Below are 16,228 nucleotides of genomic sequence, written 5' to 3' on the forward strand. Positions count from 1 at the left end.
GATTGAGTGAGAATCAGAACCTCCTCGCCGAGCAGCGCCGTGCCCTGATCCTCGACGAGGTGCGCCGGCGCGGTGGGGTCCGTGTCAACGAACTCACCCGGAAACTCGGTGTCTCGGACATGACCGTCCGCCGCGACCTCGACGCGCTCGCCCGTCAGGGCGTCCTGGAGAAGGTGCACGGCGGCGCGGTGCCCGTGGTCGAGGCGAGCACGCACGAGCCGGGCTTCGAGGCCAAGTCGGGCCTCGAACTGACCGCGAAGGAGGACATCGCGCGGACCGCGGCGTCCCTGGTGTCGCCGGGCACGGCGATCGCGCTCTCCGGCGGTACGACGACCTACGCGCTGGCCCACCACCTCCTCGACGTGCCGGATCTGACGGTGGTCACCAACTCGGTGCGCGTCGCGGACGTCTTCCACTCCGCGCAGCGCAGCTCGGGCCAGCGCCAGGGCGCGGCGACGGTGGTCCTCACCGGCGGTGTGCGCACCCCTTCGGACTCGCTGGTGGGTCCGGTGGCCGACCAGGCGATCGGCGCGCTCCACTTCGACGTGCTCTTCCTCGGGGTGCACGGCATATCGCCGGAGGCCGGTCTTTCGACGCCGAACCTCGCGGAGGCGGAGACCAACCGGCGCCTCGTGCAGTCGGCGCGGCGCGTCGTCGTGGTCGCCGACCACACCAAGTGGGGCACGGTGGGCCTGAGTTCGTTCGCCACGCTGGCCCAGGTCGACACGCTGGTGACCGACGCGGGGCTGCCCGCGGACGCGCGTACGGAGATCTCCGAGCATCTGCACCGGCTCATGGTCGCGGGCGAGCCGGAGAGCCCGGCGGGCGCCGACGACGCCGCGGACGCGGCTGACGACCTGCCCTCCGCAGACATCTGACGGAACGCCAGCTATGGTGGCGTTGCCCGGTCAACCGCTCCATGCCGCTGGGGGGCAGCGTTCGATGGCACGCCAACTGAGCCCGGCAGGGCTTGAGTTCATAGAGTCCGCTCCGCTGCGCCTGGTCTTCGCGCGCGAGGTGAGCGCGCCGCCGGAGGCCGTCTACCGCGCGCTCGCCGACGAAGTGACCGACTGGCCACGGTGGTTCACCGCGGTCACCCTGTGCAACCCCACCGACGGCGGCAAGGGCCGCGAGGTCCACCTCAAGGGCGGCACCCGCTTCAAGGAGTCGATCCTCGCGGCCGAGAGCCCCGAGCGGTACGCCTACCGCGTCGACGAGTCGAACGCGCCGGGGCTGCGCACCCTCGTCGAGGAGTGGCGGCTCACCCCGGCAGGACCCGGCACCCGCGTGCAGTGGACGTTCGCCGCGGACGGGACGGCCGTGCTGCGCGGCACGCTCAAGCTGGGCCGCGCGGGCCTGGGCCGGGCGTTCCGCGACGCGGTCACGGCGCTGGACCGGCGGCTCGCGGCGGCCGAGGCGTAACACCGCCGAGGGCCGCCGACAGGGGGCAACGTCAGGGCCCACCACCCGGGTTCGTACGCCTACTCGGGCCACGCCCCCGTCGCGAGCAGTGTCTCGATCGCCTGCCCGTACGGTGCGATGTCCAGGCCCTGTTCGGCCAGCCACTCGTCGGAGTAGTACTTGTCCAGATAGCGGTCTCCGCCGTCGCAGATCAGGGTGACGACGCTGCCGGTGCGGCCCGCGGCGACCATCTCGGCGACGATCTTCAGGGCGCTCCACAGGCCGGTGCCGGTGGAGCCGCCCGCCTTGCGGCCGATCGCCTGTTCCAGGGCGCGCACGGCGGCGACGGACGCGGCGTCCGGCACCTTCATCATGCGGTCGATCGCGCCGGGCACGAAGCTCGGCTCCATGCGGGGCCGGCCGATGCCCTCGATGCGCGAGCCGCAGTCGCTCGTCGCGTCCGGGTCGTTCTTGGTCCAGCCGTCGAAGAAACAGGAGTTCTCCGGGTCGGGGACGCAGATGCGAGTGTCGTGCTGGTTGTAGTGCACATAGCGCGCGATGGTCGCCGACGTGCCGCCGGTGCCCGCGGTGGCGACGATCCAGGCGGGCTCGGGATAGCGCTCCAACTTCAGCTGCTGGTACATGGATTCGGCGATGTTGTTGTTGCCGCGCCAGTCGGTGGCCCGTTCCGCGTACGTGAACTGGTCCATGTAGTGGCCGCCGGTCTCGACGGCGAGGGCGGCCGACTCGGCGTACATCGTGCGCGAGTCGTCCACGAAGTGGCATCGGCCGCCGTGGAATTCGATCAGCCGGCACTTCTCAGCGCTGGTCGTGCGCGGCATCACCGCGATGAAGGGGACGCCGATCAGCTTGGCGAAGTAGGCCTCGGAGACGGCAGTCGAACCGCTGGACGCCTCGATGACCGGCCGCCCCGGCCGGATCCAGCCGTTGCACAGGCCGTAGAGGAAGAGCGAGCGGGCGAGGCGGTGCTTGAGGCTGCCCGTGGGGTGCGTGGACTCGTCCTTGAGGTACAGGTCGATGCCCCACTGTTCGGGCAGCGGGAAGCGCAGCAGGTGGGTGTCGGCCGAGCGGTTGGCGTCGGCCTGGACCTTTCGGACGGCTTCTTTCAGCCAGGCGCGGTACTCGGCGTCGCTGTGGTCCACGTCGAGTGTGGGCATCGGTTCGTCGGCTCGAACATGCTGTGAGGTGCTCACCGCGGGACTCCTTCGCGTCGTGCCGGACGCGATTTCGACGCGGCCGTACACCTCGATCTTAAACACCCTCCGCACGCTTCTCACCTGCATAAACACACCTTTGAGCACCTCAAAGGCACTGCTGGCGCAGCGGCTGGGCAAAGGCCAGGAGTAGCCTCGGCAAAGGTCTCACCGACCTGGCCGGACGTTGACATGCGTACTGGTGCTCGACGCCGGGTGCGTGCAGACTGCACCGCAGCGGGACGCCTGTCCCGATCGAGGCGATTCACCGAAACGCACAGATTCACCGAAGCGCACAAGGGGGCGGAGCGTCATGGCGGAGCCGGAGTTCACGGCCACGGGCGTGCGGATCGGGCGGCGGTTGCGCTCCCTCACCCGGGCGGGACAGGTCCGTATCACCGACGGCAGGCTGGAGTTGCTCACCAGCTACGGCAAGGAGATCGACAGCGCGCCCCTGCAAGCGGTACGCACGGGCAAGCCCTGGTTCGCCCCTGACGACAGGGCCCTCGCCGATGTCAACGGCAGGCGTTACCTGCTCACCCTCGGCGAGCACGAACCGGCCCCCGGCGAGGGCGGACCGCCGACGGTCCGCGGTTTCCTGGACGCCGTCCGCAGGGCCGCCGGGCACCGGCCGCGAGGCTGAGCGGGCCCGCGACACCCGCACGCGAGTTGCACGCCCGCACCCCCTGAGTCACTCTGGTCTCACAACATCACTCTGGGTTTACCGGCGATGACGCTGCGAACCAGCCCGCCGGGCACACAGCAGGCGGCAGACCACGCGGCCCCTGCCGGATCCGAACGTCGTCTTCTTCCGGACCTCAATTCGGGGAGTCGCAGCCGTGATGAGCCAGCCAAGCAGGCATTGCACGGTAGAGCTGCAAGCCCTGCCGTCGCGGATCGGCCAGGTCCGCAGAATCGTCTCTGCGCAGTTGCGCTACTGGCATCTCGATCCCTTGATAGACCAGGCAGCCCTCGGCGTGACCGAGCTGCTCACCAACGTCCACCGGCACGCCGAGCCGGACAAGGTGTGCACGGTGGAGATCGAGCTGATGCTCGACCGCCTCACGGTCTCCGTGCACGACCACGACCCCCGGCTGCCCCAGTTGCGCGACGCGGCGCCGTTCGCCACCTGTGGCCGCGGGCTCGCGATGGTCGCGGCGGTCAGCGAGAGCTGGGGCGTGCGCCCGCGGGGCGAGGCGGGGAAGGTCGTCTGGTTCACGCTCCCCGCGCCCTCCCCCGCCGTGGCCCTGCCCACGTATCCCGGCTACGGCGCCGTGGAACATGCTCCCGCCCGGTCGGCCGTTGCCGGCTGACCGGGCGGTGACGTCCCCTCGCACGGATCCCACCCCGTACGTCCCTTGCCGGACGCGCCCCCGCGCGGATCCCGGCGCGGGGGCGGGTGTCATTCGGTGGCGATGGCCCGCAGCACATCGAGGCGCGCGGCCCGCCGAGCGGGGCGCAGGCCCGCCAAGGCTCCCGCGCTCACGCCCACCAGGGCGACCACCACGAGCTGCACGGGCGGCACCGCGAACGCGAAGGCACTCTCGGTCGCACCGTCCGACGCCTTGACGAGCACCCAGCCGAGGAAGCCGCCGAGCGCGAGCCCGCCCGCCGTGCCGAACGCGGCGACGAGCACCGACTCCCAGCGGACCATGGCCCGCAGCTGCGCCCTCGTCTGCCCGACGGCGCGCAACAGGCCCAGCTCGCGGGTGCGTTCGTGGATCGCGAGGGTCAGCGTGTTGGCGATGCCGAGCAGCGCGATGAGCACGGCGAGCGCGAGCAGCGCGTAGACGAGGGTGAGCATCATGTCGATGCCTCCCGCCGCGGACCGCGCGTACTCGTCACGCGTCTGCACATCCGGATTCCCGTACGCCTGCGCGGTCTTGGCGATCGCCGCCTTGCCCTCGGCCGTGCTCACGCCGTCCTCGAACGTGACCGATACGAGGCTGTCGGCGTCCTGCGCGCGGTGCGGCGCCCAGGCCTGACGGGTGATGACGTAGTCGCCCGCGAGCTCGGAGCGCCCGAAGACGGCGCGCACGGTGAAGGTGTCCTTCGTGCCGTCGGCGAAGCGGAGTTCGGCCCGCGAGCCGACCTTCAGGTCCTGCTTGTCGGCCTCCGCGCGGGTGATCGCGATGCCGTGGTCGCCGAGCCCGGCCAGGGACCCGTCGACCTTGCCGAGGTCGAAGGACTTGGCGAAGGGACCCGGGTCGGTGACGGTCAGGGCGCGGCCCTCACCGTTGACCTCGGCGGCGCCCTTGCCGAGGCCGACGGCCGTCGCCACCTCGGGCCGCTCGGCGAGCGCGGGTGCCAGCTTCGGGCTCAGGCCGCTGCCGCCCGCGCCGAATCCGGGCGTGCTGATCGCGATGTCGCCCGCGAAGGAGCGGTTCACGGTCTGGTCCATGGTCGCCTTCAGCGAGGCACCGAAGACGGTGAACAGGGACACGACGGCGACGCCGATCATCAGGGCGCTCGCGGTGGCGGCGGTCCGCTTGGGGCTGCGCAGGGCGTTTCGCCTGGCCAGCCCGCCGGTGACGCCGCGGAACCGGTCGAGGGGCCCGCCGATGATCCGTACCGCCCGCGAGGACGCGACGGGGCCGAGCACCACGAACGCCACGAGGGCGAGCACCGCGCCCGCGCCCGCCAGCCACACCGAGGGGCTGACGAGGACACCGGTCAGGGCGAGCCCGACGGCCGCCAGCGCGAGTACCGCCCCCGCCACGGCCCGGCCGCGCGAGGCACCGGAGTGGTCCACCGCGGTCTCCCGGAGCGCGGCCAGCGGTGCGGTGCGTCCGGCCCGTACGGCGGGCAGCAGCGCGGAGCCGAGGCAGACCACGATGCCGACGGCCAGCGGCAGCAGCATGGAGAGCGCGCCGATCACCAAGTCGCCCTCGGGGAAGGGGAATCCGATGGCCGGGAAGAGGGCCTGGAGACCGGCCGCGATCCCGATGCCGCCCGCGAGGCCCGCGGCGGACGCCACGACGGCGACGGCGCTCGCCTCGACGAGGGTCGTCGCGGTGACCTGGCGGCGCGAGGCGCCGAGCGCGCGCAGCAGCGCGTTCTCGCGGGTGCGCTGGGCGACGACGATGGCGAAGGTGTTGTGGATGCTGAAGGTCGCCACCAGCAGGGCGACTCCGGAGAACACCAGCAGGAAGCTGGTGAACAGGGAGAGGAACTGGCCGGAGATGTTCTCGGTGTTCTCCGCCGCCGACTCCGCGCCCGTGATGGCCTCGACTCCCCTGGGCAGTACGGGAGTCAGCGCGTCCACGAGTTCCCGCTCGCTCACGCCGGGGCCGGCCCGCACCTGGATGGTCGAGGCCTCGCCGGGCTTCGGCGTCAGGTACTTCTCGGCGTCGGACCGCGTCATGCCGGTGAAGGTGGTCTGCGCCATGCCGTCCTCGCCGCCGAAGGTCGCGAGTCCCACGATCTTCACCCGCACCGGGTCGGGGGTGCGCAGCGTCGTCGTGTCGCCGATCTTCAGGTCCCCGGCCTCTGCGGCACCGCGGTTGATCACGACCTCGCCGGAGGCGGCGGGGGCGCGCCCCGCGGCGAGTTGATACGCGTTGAGCTGTGCGTCGTCGATCCAGTTGCCGGCCAGCGTGGGCGGGCCCTGGCCGCCGATGGGCTCGCCGTCCTTGCCGAGCAGCTGGCCCGCGCCCTGGATGTTCGGGGCCGCGGCCGCGACGCCGTCGGTCCGCTCGATCTTCCCGACCAGGGAGGTGGGCACGGGCTTGCGGGTGCCCTGGCTGTCGTCGGGGGTGGTGATGGTGTCCGCGCCGCGCACGACCGCGTCGGTGCCCTTGGTGGCGTTGCCGAACATCGTGTCGAAGCTGGCGCGCAGGGTGTCGCCCATGACGAGCGTGCCCGCCAGGAAGGCGACACCGAGCATGACGGCCAGGAAAGTGCCGGCGAAGCGGCGCTTGTGCCCGCGCAGCGAGGACAGGCTGATGCGCGCGGAGGCGCTGAGCGAGCTCATGGCCTCGTCCCTTCCGTGCCGCCGCGGCCCGCGTGCACCATCGGGTCGTGGCCCGCCGGGTCCCGGGCCGCCAGCGGGCCCCGGCCGCCGCCGGATTTCGTGTCGAAGGCCTTCAGCCGGTCGAGGACCCGGTCCGCCGTCGGGGCCTCCATCCGGTCCACGAGCCTGCCGTCGGCGAGGAAGACGACCTCGTCGGCGTGGGCTGCGGCCACCGGATCGTGCGTGACCATCACGACGGTGCGGCCCATCCCGCGCACGGCGCGGCCGAGCAGGCCGAGGACCTCCTCCCCCGCGCGCGAGTCCAGATTTCCGGTCGGCTCGTCGGCGAAGACGACATCGGGCCGCCCGGCGAACGCCCGTGCCACGGCCACGCGTTGCTGCTGCCCGCCGGAGAGCTCGGCGGGCCGGTGGTGCAGCCGGTCGCGCAGCCCGACGACGTCGATCAGCGTCTCGGTCCACTCGCGGTCGCCACGGGTGCCCGCGAGGTCCATGGGCAGGGTGATGTTCTCGGCGACGGTCAGCGTGGGCACCAGGTTGAAGGCCTGGAAGACGAAGCCGATCCGGTCGCGGCGGAGCAGCGTCAGACGCCGGTCGTCCAGCGTCCCGAGCTCCGTGTCGCCGATGAACGCGGCGCCCGACGTGAGCGTGTCGAGCCCGGCGGCGCAGTGCATGAGGGTGGACTTGCCCGAGCCGGACGGGCCCATGATCGCGGTGAAGCGTCCGGCGGGAAAGCCGACGTCCACCCCGTCCAGGGCCCGTACGGCGGTGTCGCCGCTGCCGTAGACCTTCACGGCGCCGGAGACACGGGCGGCGTCCGGGCCCGCGGTGTGCGCGGTCCCGGTCACCTGTCCGGTCGGGGCACTCATGCCGCACCGTCCTTGGCGGCACGGCCGAACTCCTCGTTCAGGACGCTCAGTCGGCGCCAGTACTCGTCCTCGTCGATCTCGCCGGAGGCGAACCGACGGCCGAGCACGGCGATGGGCGAGTGCTCCTCGATGCCCGTCGGCCGCCCAGCGGCCCGGAACGGCCCGCGGCGGCCGCGCCATACGGTGCGGCGGAGCAGAGTGACGGCGCCGACCACGACGGCCGCCCAGATCAGCGGGAAGAAGAGGATCCACGGGCCGGGCCCGCCGTCCCATTGCGCCAGGGTCTGCATCTGAAGTCATCTCCTCTGAAGCGGTTTCTCCGACGCCTCCAAGGTCGCTCCGACAGCACCCCCACGTCGTCGTACGGGCAGCGGCACCCCACGTACCACCTCGGGAGTACGCACGGCACGAGCGGCTGCTCCATCGATCGATGCACGGTCGATCCAGCTCTCCATCGACCGATCACTGGATCTCTGTACCTACTAGTATGTACAGTGTGCTCATGAGCACTCCGGAGCGACTGATCGAGGCCACCCGCGAGCTCCTGTGGGAGCGGGGTTACGTGGGTACGAGCCCCAAGGCCATCCAGCAGCAGGCAGGTGCGGGTCAAGGGAGTATGTACCACCATTTCACTGGAAAACCTGATCTAGCTCTCGCCGCGATCCGGCGCACGGCCGAGGAGATGCGCGGCACCGCGGAGGCCGTCCTCGGCGGGCCCGGTTCCGCGTACGAGCGGGTCGAGGCGTATCTGCTGCGCGAGCGTGACGTGCTGCGGGGCTGCCCGGTCGGCCGGCTCACCATGGACCCCGACGTCATCGCGAGCGACGAACTGCGCGCGCCGGTCACGGAGACCCTCGACTGGCTGCGCGACCGGCTCGCCGGAATCGTCGAAGAGGGGTGCGCTCAGGGCGAGTTCACGGACGCGCTCGATTCGCGGGAGACCGCGGCGACGATCGTCGCGACGGTGCAGGGCGGCTACGTCCTGGCCCGCTCCGCCGGCTCGCCCGCCGCGTTCGACACGGCGGTGCGCGGCCTCCTGTCCCTGCTCACGGCCGCCCGCCGCACGAGGACAGAGACGCCCTGACCACCCCTCAGTTCCACTGACACCTCTCGATTTTCGCGACCATCCCTGAGCCCAGTGAGGATCACCGCCTTGCAGACCACCCGAACCCGTCCGGACAGCGCGCGAGGCCCCGCCGAGCACTTCACCGGCACGGTCTGGCTCGACGAGATCGCCGCACCCGAATCCCCCTCCCGGCTGCGCATGTTCAGCGTTCACTTCGCCCCGGGTGGCCGCACCGCCTGGCACACCCACCCGCACGGTCAGGTCCTCCACGTCACCGAGGGCGAGGGGCTCGTGCAGCGCGCGGGCGGCCCCGTCGAGCCGATCAGGGCGGGCGACACCGTCTGGATCGAGCCCGGCGAATCGCACTGGCATGGGGCGGGACCGCGCACGTTCATGACGCATCTGGCGGTGGTGGAGGCGGCCGTGGACGGCACGACCGTGCACTGGGGCGAACTGGTCGACGACACCTGCCCCACGGATTGAACAGTCCGCCAACTCCCCCTTTTCCATGCATCAGTTGAGGAGGACGTCATGCACGCCCTGCAGTACGAGATCACCCTGCCCGCCGAATACGACATGGGGATCATCCGCCACCGCGTCGCGACGAAGGGGCACTTGCTCGACGACTTCCCCGGGCTCGGCATCAAGGCCTATCTGATGCGGGAGCGCGGCCGGGACGGATCACCCGTGAACCAGTACGCGCCGTTCTACCTCTGGAACGGCTCCGAGGGCATGAACTCCTTCCTCTGGGGGCCGGGGTTCAAGGGGCTCGTCGACGACTTCGGGCGGCCCGACGTACGGAACTGGACAGTTCTCGCGTACGAGGAGGGGGCGGCCGGGACGGCGACCCCCAAGGCGGCGATCCGGCGCAGGCAGCGGATAGCGGAGGGGACGCCGTTGCCGGAGTTCGCCGTCGAACTCGCCCATGAAGCGGCGCGGTTGGCCGGGCAGGAGGGTGCGGTGAGCGCTGCGGTCGCCATCGATCCGCACGCCTGGGAAGCGGTGCACTTCTCGCTCTGGGACCACGCCTCACCGCAGGGCGTCGGCGACGTCTTCGAAGTACTGCACCTGTCGGCGCCGGAGCGCGAGAAGCTGGCACGGGGGCGGCAGTGGTGAGCGTGCCTCTCACCGTGCGGACGGTCCTCGGCGACATCGCCCCGCAGGAGCTCGGCGTATGCGACGCGCATGACCACCTGTTCATCAAGAGCCCTCAACTGCCCGGCCAGGAGCTGGACTCGGCGGAGGCCGCAGCCGGTGAACTGGCCGCGTTCGCGGCGGTCGGCGGACAGAGCGTCATCCAGTGGACTCCGTACGGGATGGGGCGCCATGCCGGACGCCTGCCCGAGCTCGCCGAGGCGTCGGGCGTACGGATCGTCGCCGCGACGGGTCTGCATCAAGCGGCCCACTACACGCCGGAGTTGCTGGCGAACCTGCGGGCCGAAGGCCTGGCGGACGTCTTCGTCCGGGAACTCACCGAAGGGATCGGCGGGTCGGGGGTACGGGCCGGACTCATCAAGGTGGCGGGCGGATTCCACGGACTCGACGCGCACGCCCGCTGGACCATGCGCGCGGCGGCCGACGCACACCACGCCACGGGCGCGCCGATCACCGTCCACCTGGAACTGGGCACCGGCGCCCTGGACGTGCTCGACCTGCTCTGCGGCGAGTGGGACGTACCGCCCGCCCGGGTGGTCCTGGGCCACCTGAACCGCTCCCCCGATCTCCTCACCCATCGCCAGGCAGCCGAGATCGGCGCCTACTTGGCCTTCGACGGTCCGTCCCGCGCCCACCACGCCACGGACTGGCGCATGCCGGACGCCGTGCGTGCCCTCGCCGACGCGGGCTTCGGCGACCGTCTACTGCTCGGCGGGGACACCACGACGGCAGGGGCCCGTTCGGTGAACGGCGGTCCCGGCATGCCCCATCTGCTGCGCAGGGTGCGTCCGCGCCTCGAACTCGCCGTGGGCAAGGACCTGGTGGAACGGATCCTCACGGTCAACGCGGGGCGGGCGTTCGGGGTGCGGTGGGCGTAGCCGGGGCGTCTCCTGCCGCGCGTCGGCGTCGTTACTAGTTAAGCGTCGATGCCGGTAACGTCGACCGGTACGCACCCCTGGCCAGGCGTCCAGTGGACGAGAAACGCGTATTGCACCGCACGTTCCAAAACAGGTACGGTCTCTCCATGGCCCGACCGAGGACTTTCGACGAGGAGCGGGCCCTGGACGCGGCGATGCACGCCTTCTGGGCGAAGGGCTACGAGGCCACCTCGACCCAGGACCTGTGCGACGTCACCGGACTGGGCCGCAGCAGCATCTACAACACGTTCAGCAGCAAGCACGACCTCTTCCGGCGGGCCCTGGCCCGCTACATGGACACGATGAACGCCGCCCAGATCGAGATCCTGGACGACGCGGAACGGCCCGCCATGGACCGGCTGCGCGCACTGCTCACCCGGGTCGTCGACGGGGAGTTCGAGACCCGCCCTGACGGCCACAGCATCGGCTGCCTGACCGTCAACACGACCGTCGAACTCGCCGCGCGCGACGCCGAAGCGGCCGAAATGCTGGCGCGCGACCAGGAGTTCCGGCTCACGGCACTGCGCACCACCATCCGGTCGGGGCAACTCGACGGCGACATCACGCCGAAGCGCGACGCCGACACCCTCGCCCGCTACGTCAACGCCGTCATCGGCGGCATGCGCGTCTCCGCGCAGGGCGGCGCCGATCGCGCGACCCTGGAGGCGATCACGGAGACGGCGCTCGACGCGCTGGCGGTGCGTTAGCCTCCGGCGGCCAGTCGCCGCTCACCACCTGTCACCCGTCACTCACCCGTCACCCGGCACCTGCCACCTGCCACCTGCTTCGCGGACCGCGCGGCCCCTCGCGTCTTAGCGCGCCCCTTCACGTTCTTTCACGTTCCATCGCGTCCCCTAGCGCGCCCTCACGCCCATTTTTTGTACTGATCAATCCAATACTCACACCCGACAGGAGCTCACCCATGCCCCGCGCCGTATACGTCCTGGCCGCCGGCATCTTCGCCATGGTGACCAGCGAATTCGTGGTCGCAGGACTGATGCCCCAGATGGCCGACGGGCTGGATGCCACGATTCCCGAGATCGGCTATCTCATCACCGCCTTCGCGGCCGCGATGGCCTTCGGCGGACCCTTCCTCACCGTCGCGTTGCTGAAGATGCGTCAGAAGTCCGCCCTGATAGTGCTGTTCGGCATCTTCCTGGTGGGCAACGTGCTCGCCGCGGTCGCGCCCGACTACCGCACCATGCTGGTGGCCCGCGTACTCACCGGCATCGCCTCCCAGGCGTTCTTCGGCGTCTCCATCTCGCTGGGCTCACGCATCACCCGTCCCGAAGTGCGCGGCCGTGCCGTCGCGGTGGTCCTCAACGGACTGATGCTGGGCACGCTGCTCGGGCTTCCGTTCGCCACCGTCGTCGGTGAACACCTGGGCTGGCGCGCCGCGTTCTGGGCCATCACGGTGCTGACCGTCCTGGCCGCGCTCGCCACGCTCGCCTTCGTGCCGCACACGGAGGGCGAGACCGAGGAGAGCGGCGGCGGACTCCGCAAGGAACTCGTCGCCTTCCGCCGGCCTCGGCTGTGGCTGGTCATGACCACCAGCACCTTCACCATCGGCGCGACGTTCTCGGCCTTCAGCTACCTCAACCCGATCCTCACCGAGGTCACGGGCTTCTCCACCGGCAGCGTCCCGCTGCTGCTCATCGCGTACGGCGCGGCGACCGTCGTCGGCAACACCGTGGTGGGCCGGCTCGCCGACCGCCGCGCCCTGCCCGTACTCGTGGTGGGCCTCGCGCTCAATCTGGTCTTCCTCACCGGGTTCGCGCTATTCGCCCAACTGACCTTGCCCGCCGTGCTGTTCATGCTGGGCGTCGGCCTGGTCGGCGTCACGATGAACCCGGCCCTGATCACCCGGGTACAGCGCGCGGGCAACACGGGGCCGCTGGTCAACACCGTGCACTCGTCCTTCATCACGCTCGGCATCATCGTCGCCACGTCCGTCGGCGGACCCGCCATCGACGCGCACGGACTGCGGGCGCCCCTGTGGATCGGCGCGGGCCTCGCCGTGCTCGGGCTCGGCACGCTCCTGCCCGACCTGCTGCGCCGCCGTACGACGGAGGGCTCCGGCGTCTCCACCGCCCCGCTCGGGGACGACGACGCGGCGGACAGGGCCACGACCGCGGGCCGCCCCGCCGGCGAAGTGACCCAGCCCGTCTAACCCAGCGCCGCAAGGGGGTCGTCGAGCACCGGCTGCCATGCCAGCTCGGCGGCCCCCACCAGGCTGTTGTAGTCCAGCGTGCACGCCAGGATCGGCACGCCGCCGCTGCGCCCCCACAGGCTCCGGTCGGCGACGACGGCGCGCAGCCGCTCCGGGTCCGCCTCCAGGAGCGTGCGGTGCAGACCGCCGAGGATGATCCGGTCGGGGTTGAGGATGTTGACCAGGCCCGCGAGTCCGAGGCCGAGGCGGTCGATGAGGACCTCGGCGGCCGAACGTACGGACGGGTCCGCGTAGGAGCCCTGGATCAGTTCGCGGGCCTGTACGAGCAAACCCTCGGGTCCTGGCGTGCGTCCGGCCTCCGTCAGGAAGGCCAGCGGGTCGGTCTCCACGTCGAGGCAGCCACGCCCTCCGCAGTAGCAGGGCTGCCCCGCGGAGTTCACCGTGAGGTGGCCGACCTCCAGGGCCAGGCCCGAACTGCCCGTGTGCAGACGGCCGTCGAGGACCAGCGCGCCGCCGACCCCGCGGTGCCCGGTCGCCACGCAGAGCAGATCGCGGGCCCCGCGCCCCGCGCCGTGCCGGTGTTCGGCGAGCGCGGCGAGGTTCACGTCGTTGGCGGCGAACGCCGGTCCCTCGATGCCCGCTTCGCGTACGCGATCGGCGAAGATCTCCCGCACGTGCGAACCGGCGGGCCAGGCCAGGTGCAGCGGATTGAGGGCGGTGCCCTCGGGCTCGGCGACCGCCGAAGGCACCGCGAGGCCCGCGCCCACACAGCGCCTGCCGGTCTCACGCAGCAGCCGCGCGCCCGCCTCGACGACCGCGCCGAGGACCTGCGCGGGGTCGGCGCCGACGGCCTCGCAGCCCGGCGCGGTCGCCACGATGTGGCCGCCGAGCCCGACGAGGGCCGCCCGGAAACCGTCCGCGTGCACCTGCGCGGCGAGCGCGACGGGACCCGTCTCCGCGACCGAGAGCCGGTGCGAAGGCCTGCCCTGCGAGCCCGCGGCCGCGCTCGGCTTCGCGTCGATCCTGATCAGCCCGAGCGCCTCCAGCTCGGCGGCGACGGCGCCCGCGGTGGCTCGGGTGACCCCGAGCTCGGCGGTGAGCACGGCACGGGTGGGGGCCCGCCCGGTGTGGACGAGTTCGAGCGCGGGACCCAGCGCGCCGCGCCCCCGCTCAAGGCGGGTACGCGTGGACACTTCCCCCTCGCCGCGGGGGGCAGCCTTGCCGTTCATGAGGGCGAGTCTCCCATGATCCGTACACGGCCTCGCCGTTCAGCCGACATCCGCTCCTCCTCCGCCCTTCGGCAACCGCTCATCTTCGGCCAACGCGGAATCGTGTTGTCCGCGGCCCGGAAGCACCCCTACTCTGACTTTGTGCCGCTACTAAACAAAATCGGGACCGCAGCGCCGCGGCCCACCGCCCCCGACCTCCGCCGCCTGCGCGTCGCGCTGACGGTCTTCTTCGCCCTGGACGGCTTCGTCTTCGCCGGCTGGGTCGTCCGCATCCCCGCGATCAAGGAGCAGACCGGCGCATCGGCGAGCCAGCTCGGCCTCGCCCTGCTCGCCGTCTCCGCGGGCGCGGTGATCACGATGACGCTCACCGGACGGCTCTGCCGCCGTTATGGCAGCCTCCAGACGACGGTGGCCTGCGGTGTGCTCCTGCCACTGAGCGTCGCGCTGCCGCCGCTGACCGACTCGATCGTCGTACTCGGCCTCGTCCTGCTGTTCTTCGGGGCGGCGTACGGCGGGATCAGCGTCGCGATGAACAGCGCGGCGGTCGATCTGGTGGCCGCGCTGCGCCGCCCCGTGATGCCCAGCTTCCACGCGGCGTTCAGCCTCGGCGGCATGATCGGCGCGGGCCTCGGCGGCCTCGTCGCGGGACACCTGTCCCCCACGCCCCATCTGCTCGGCATCACCGTCGTCGGCCTGGCCGTCACCGCGGTCACCGCGCCCGTCCTGCTGCGGGACGGCGCGGCGGACCGGCTGCGCGAGCACTCCTCGGCGCCGGACGGCGGTCCGCGAGGACCCAGGCCCGCGGATACGAAGCCGGCATCGCCCAAGGCCCACCGCATGGACCCCCGCACCCGCGGCCTCGTCCTGGTCTTCGGACTCATCGCGCTGTGCACCGCGTACGGCGAGGGGGCGATCGCGGACTGGGGCCCGCTGCACCTGGAGGAGGACCTCCACGCGCACCCGGGCGTCGCCGCCGCGAGCTACTCCTGCTTCGCCTTCGCCATGACCATCGGCCGCCTCTCCGGCACCACGCTCCTGGAGCGCCTCGGCAGGACCCGCACGGTGGTCGGCGGCGGCGCGACGGCCTGCGTCGGCATGCTGCTGGGCGCGCTCGCCCCTTCGACGGGGCTCGCGCTCGCCGGTTTCGCCGTCACCGGGCTCGGGCTCGCCAACATCTTCCCCGTGGCCGTGGAGCGAGCGGGCGCGCTCGCCGGTCCCGGCGGGGTCGCCGCCGCGTCGACCCTCGGCTACGGCGGGATGCTGGTGGGACCGCCGCTGATCGGCTTCATGGCGGACTGGTACTCGCTGCCCGCCGCGCTGACGAGCGTCGCCCTGCTCGCCGCCGTGGCCGCGCTCATCGGCTTCGCGACCCGGCACACCGAACGTACGGAGCGTACGGAATCGGTCTGACATCATCCGGAGGTTCCGGTTCGGGCCCGCTCCGTCCGACAGAATCTTCCGCATGACGACGATGGATATTTCCGCACACATCCAAGTGGTCGACGACGAGGGTGAGTTGCTCGCGCGGGCCGCCGAGGAGGCCGGGACCGACGCCAAGGTCCCCACCTGTCCTGGCTGGCAGGTGCGGGACCTGTTGCGGCACACCGGGATGGTGCACCGCTGGGCCGCCGCGTTCATCACGGAGCGGCGCACCTCGTACCGGCTGGGCGGCAAGGTGCCCGACCTCGAAGGGGACGCGCTCGTCGGCTGGTTCCGCGAGGGGCACGCCGCGCTCGTCGGGACGCTCGCCACCGCGCCGCCCGACGTGGAGTGCTGGGCCTTCCTGCCCGCCCCCTCGCCGCTCGCCTTCTGGGCCCGGCGGCAGGCCAATGAGACGACCGTCCACCGGGTGGACGCCGAGTCGGCGCGAGGGGGTACCCCCTCGCCGATCGGCACCGCGTTCGCCGTGGACGGGATCGAGGAGCTGCTGCTCGGCTTCCACGCGCGCTCCAGGAGCCGGGTGCGCAGCGACGTACCGCGGGTGCTGCGGGTGCGGGCCACGGACGCGCCCGAGGAGTGGAGCTGGACGGTGCGGCTCTCCGAAGGGCCGCCCGTCACCGAGCGCGGCGCGTCGGCCCCGGCCGACTGCGAGGTGTCCGGGCAGGCGGCACGGCTCTATCTGGCGCTGTGGAACCGGCTGCCGTTCCCCGAGGTGACGGGGGACCGTTCGCTCGCGGCACTGTGGCGGGAGAAGTCGGCGATCGTGATGGGGTGAGCCCGTCCGCGCGGCGGACCCG

At 71.8% G+C, this 16,228-nt stretch carries 17 protein-coding genes; 12 read left to right on the plus strand and 5 right to left on the minus strand.

Annotated elements, in window-relative coordinates; all coding sequences use genetic code 11:
* Positions 1–2 precede the first annotated feature (2 nt).
* Positions 3–878 carry a DeoR/GlpR family DNA-binding transcription regulator gene (locus ACIO9J_RS03955; RefSeq protein ID WP_401992049.1) on the plus strand — a complete coding sequence of 292 codons (876 nt, stop codon included), beginning with the start codon at positions 3–5 and terminating at the stop codon, positions 876–878.
* 64 nt (positions 879–942) lie between these two features.
* Entirely contained in the window at positions 943–1,422 is a 480-nt protein-coding gene (locus ACIO9J_RS03960) for an SRPBCC family protein (protein ID WP_401992052.1), read from the plus strand.
* 59 nt (positions 1,423–1,481) lie between these two features.
* On the opposite strand, the gene ACIO9J_RS03965 is transcribed toward ACIO9J_RS03960, so the two are convergent.
* A complete protein-coding gene (locus ACIO9J_RS03965) occupies positions 1,482–2,579 on the minus strand; it encodes a PLP-dependent cysteine synthase family protein (protein ID WP_401993050.1) in 1,098 nt (365 codons plus the stop codon).
* 349 nt (positions 2,580–2,928) lie between these two features.
* On the opposite strand from ACIO9J_RS03965, the gene ACIO9J_RS03970 reads away from it, so the two are divergent.
* Together ACIO9J_RS03970 and ACIO9J_RS03975 are read left to right on the plus strand one after the other, a co-directional pair.
* Positions 2,929–3,258 carry a hypothetical protein gene (locus tag ACIO9J_RS03970; protein ID WP_401992055.1) on the plus strand — a complete coding sequence of 110 codons (330 nt, stop codon included), beginning with the start codon at positions 2,929–2,931 and terminating at the stop codon, positions 3,256–3,258.
* Between the two features lie 196 nt (positions 3,259–3,454).
* Positions 3,455–3,928 carry an ATP-binding protein gene (locus tag ACIO9J_RS03975; RefSeq protein WP_401992058.1) on the plus strand — a complete coding sequence of 158 codons (474 nt, stop codon included), beginning with the start codon at positions 3,455–3,457 and terminating at the stop codon, positions 3,926–3,928.
* Between the two features lie 89 nt (positions 3,929–4,017).
* Here ACIO9J_RS03975 and ACIO9J_RS03980 read toward each other — a convergent pair whose 3' ends face one another.
* Genes ACIO9J_RS03980 through ACIO9J_RS03990 form a run of 3 tightly spaced genes read right to left on the minus strand, consistent with a single transcriptional unit; the run spans position 4,018 to position 7,744 of the window.
* Positions 4,018–6,588, minus strand: coding sequence for an ABC transporter permease (locus ACIO9J_RS03980; protein WP_401992060.1), 2,571 nt, complete (start codon positions 6,586–6,588; stop codon positions 4,018–4,020).
* The gene (locus ACIO9J_RS03985; protein WP_401992063.1) at positions 6,585–7,454 is read right to left on the minus strand and encodes an ABC transporter ATP-binding protein; all 870 of its coding nucleotides are present in this window, start codon (positions 7,452–7,454) and stop codon (positions 6,585–6,587) included. The genes ACIO9J_RS03980 and ACIO9J_RS03985 overlap by 4 nt, the downstream gene beginning before the upstream one ends.
* Positions 7,451–7,744, minus strand: coding sequence for an SHOCT domain-containing protein (locus tag ACIO9J_RS03990; RefSeq protein WP_401992065.1), 294 nt, complete (start codon positions 7,742–7,744; stop codon positions 7,451–7,453). The genes ACIO9J_RS03985 and ACIO9J_RS03990 overlap by 4 nt, the downstream gene beginning before the upstream one ends.
* A 212-nt stretch (positions 7,745–7,956) precedes the next feature.
* Here ACIO9J_RS03990 and ACIO9J_RS03995 point away from each other — a divergent pair, with 212 nt between their 5' ends.
* From ACIO9J_RS03995 to ACIO9J_RS04020, 6 genes are all read left to right on the plus strand, one after another.
* Positions 7,957–8,538 carry a TetR/AcrR family transcriptional regulator gene (locus ACIO9J_RS03995; protein ID WP_401992068.1) on the plus strand — a complete coding sequence of 194 codons (582 nt, stop codon included), beginning with the start codon at positions 7,957–7,959 and terminating at the stop codon, positions 8,536–8,538.
* A 69-nt stretch (positions 8,539–8,607) separates the two neighbouring features.
* Positions 8,608–9,003, plus strand: a complete 396-nt coding sequence (locus ACIO9J_RS04000) for a cupin domain-containing protein (protein WP_401992071.1) — start codon at positions 8,608–8,610, stop codon at positions 9,001–9,003.
* Between the two features lie 48 nt (positions 9,004–9,051).
* Complete coding sequence (locus ACIO9J_RS04005; RefSeq protein ID WP_401992074.1) at positions 9,052–9,636, plus strand: DUF4865 family protein; 585 nt, start codon at positions 9,052–9,054, stop codon at positions 9,634–9,636.
* Positions 9,633–10,553 (plus strand): phosphotriesterase, encoded by a 921-nt coding sequence (locus ACIO9J_RS04010; RefSeq protein ID WP_401992077.1) that lies wholly within the window; start codon positions 9,633–9,635, stop codon positions 10,551–10,553. The genes ACIO9J_RS04005 and ACIO9J_RS04010 overlap by 4 nt, the downstream gene beginning before the upstream one ends.
* A gap of 146 nt (positions 10,554–10,699) precedes the next feature.
* Positions 10,700–11,299: a TetR/AcrR family transcriptional regulator gene (locus ACIO9J_RS04015; protein ID WP_401992080.1), complete on the plus strand. Its 600-nt coding sequence runs from the start codon at positions 10,700–10,702 to the stop codon at positions 11,297–11,299.
* 215 nt (positions 11,300–11,514) lie between these two features.
* Positions 11,515–12,762, plus strand: coding sequence for an MFS transporter (locus tag ACIO9J_RS04020; RefSeq protein ID WP_401992083.1), 1,248 nt, complete (start codon positions 11,515–11,517; stop codon positions 12,760–12,762).
* Here ACIO9J_RS04020 and ACIO9J_RS04025 read toward each other — a convergent pair.
* Positions 12,759–13,991 (minus strand): ROK family protein, encoded by a 1,233-nt coding sequence (locus ACIO9J_RS04025; RefSeq protein WP_401992086.1) that lies wholly within the window; start codon positions 13,989–13,991, stop codon positions 12,759–12,761. The two genes, ACIO9J_RS04020 and ACIO9J_RS04025, sit on opposite strands and share 4 nt — an antisense overlap.
* A gap of 141 nt (positions 13,992–14,132) precedes the next feature.
* Between ACIO9J_RS04025 and ACIO9J_RS04030 the strand changes: the two genes are divergently transcribed.
* Positions 14,133–15,401 (plus strand): MFS transporter, encoded by a 1,269-nt coding sequence (locus ACIO9J_RS04030; protein ID WP_401992089.1) that lies wholly within the window; start codon positions 14,133–14,135, stop codon positions 15,399–15,401.
* Positions 15,402–15,462: 61 nt separating this feature from the next.
* Complete coding sequence (locus ACIO9J_RS04035; protein WP_401993053.1) at positions 15,463–16,206, plus strand: maleylpyruvate isomerase family mycothiol-dependent enzyme; 744 nt, start codon at positions 15,463–15,465, stop codon at positions 16,204–16,206.
* The last annotated feature ends 22 nt before the right edge of the window (positions 16,207–16,228 follow it).

The sequence above is a fragment of the Streptomyces sp. NPDC087300 genome (assembly GCF_044744425.1).
GTDB lineage: Bacteria > Actinomycetota > Actinomycetes > Streptomycetales > Streptomycetaceae > Streptomyces.

What these genes read in the sequence shown, in the direction of transcription:
- ACIO9J_RS04025 (WP_401992086.1), bottom strand. Translation starts at nt 13,991, where the DNA reads ATGAACGGCAAGGCTGCCCCCCGCGGCGAGGGGGAAGTGTCCACGCGT.
- ACIO9J_RS04020 (WP_401992083.1), top strand. Translation starts at nt 11,515, where the DNA reads ATGCCCCGCGCCGTATACGTCCTGGCCGCCGGCATCTTCGCCATGGTG.
- ACIO9J_RS03960 (WP_401992052.1), top strand. Translation starts at nt 943, where the DNA reads ATGGCACGCCAACTGAGCCCGGCAGGGCTTGAGTTCATAGAGTCCGCT.
- ACIO9J_RS03965 (WP_401993050.1), bottom strand. Translation starts at nt 2,579, where the DNA reads ATGCCCACACTCGACGTGGACCACAGCGACGCCGAGTACCGCGCCTGG.
- ACIO9J_RS04035 (WP_401993053.1), top strand. Translation starts at nt 15,463, where the DNA reads ATGGATATTTCCGCACACATCCAAGTGGTCGACGACGAGGGTGAGTTG.
- ACIO9J_RS03970 (WP_401992055.1), top strand. Translation starts at nt 2,929, where the DNA reads ATGGCGGAGCCGGAGTTCACGGCCACGGGCGTGCGGATCGGGCGGCGG.
- ACIO9J_RS03990 (WP_401992065.1), bottom strand. Translation starts at nt 7,744, where the DNA reads ATGCAGACCCTGGCGCAATGGGACGGCGGGCCCGGCCCGTGGATCCTC.
- ACIO9J_RS03985 (WP_401992063.1), bottom strand. Translation starts at nt 7,454, where the DNA reads ATGAGTGCCCCGACCGGACAGGTGACCGGGACCGCGCACACCGCGGGC.
- ACIO9J_RS04015 (WP_401992080.1), top strand. Translation starts at nt 10,700, where the DNA reads ATGGCCCGACCGAGGACTTTCGACGAGGAGCGGGCCCTGGACGCGGCG.
- ACIO9J_RS04005 (WP_401992074.1), top strand. Translation starts at nt 9,052, where the DNA reads ATGCACGCCCTGCAGTACGAGATCACCCTGCCCGCCGAATACGACATG.
- ACIO9J_RS03995 (WP_401992068.1), top strand. Translation starts at nt 7,957, where the DNA reads ATGAGCACTCCGGAGCGACTGATCGAGGCCACCCGCGAGCTCCTGTGG.
- ACIO9J_RS03980 (WP_401992060.1), bottom strand. Translation starts at nt 6,588, where the DNA reads ATGAGCTCGCTCAGCGCCTCCGCGCGCATCAGCCTGTCCTCGCTGCGC.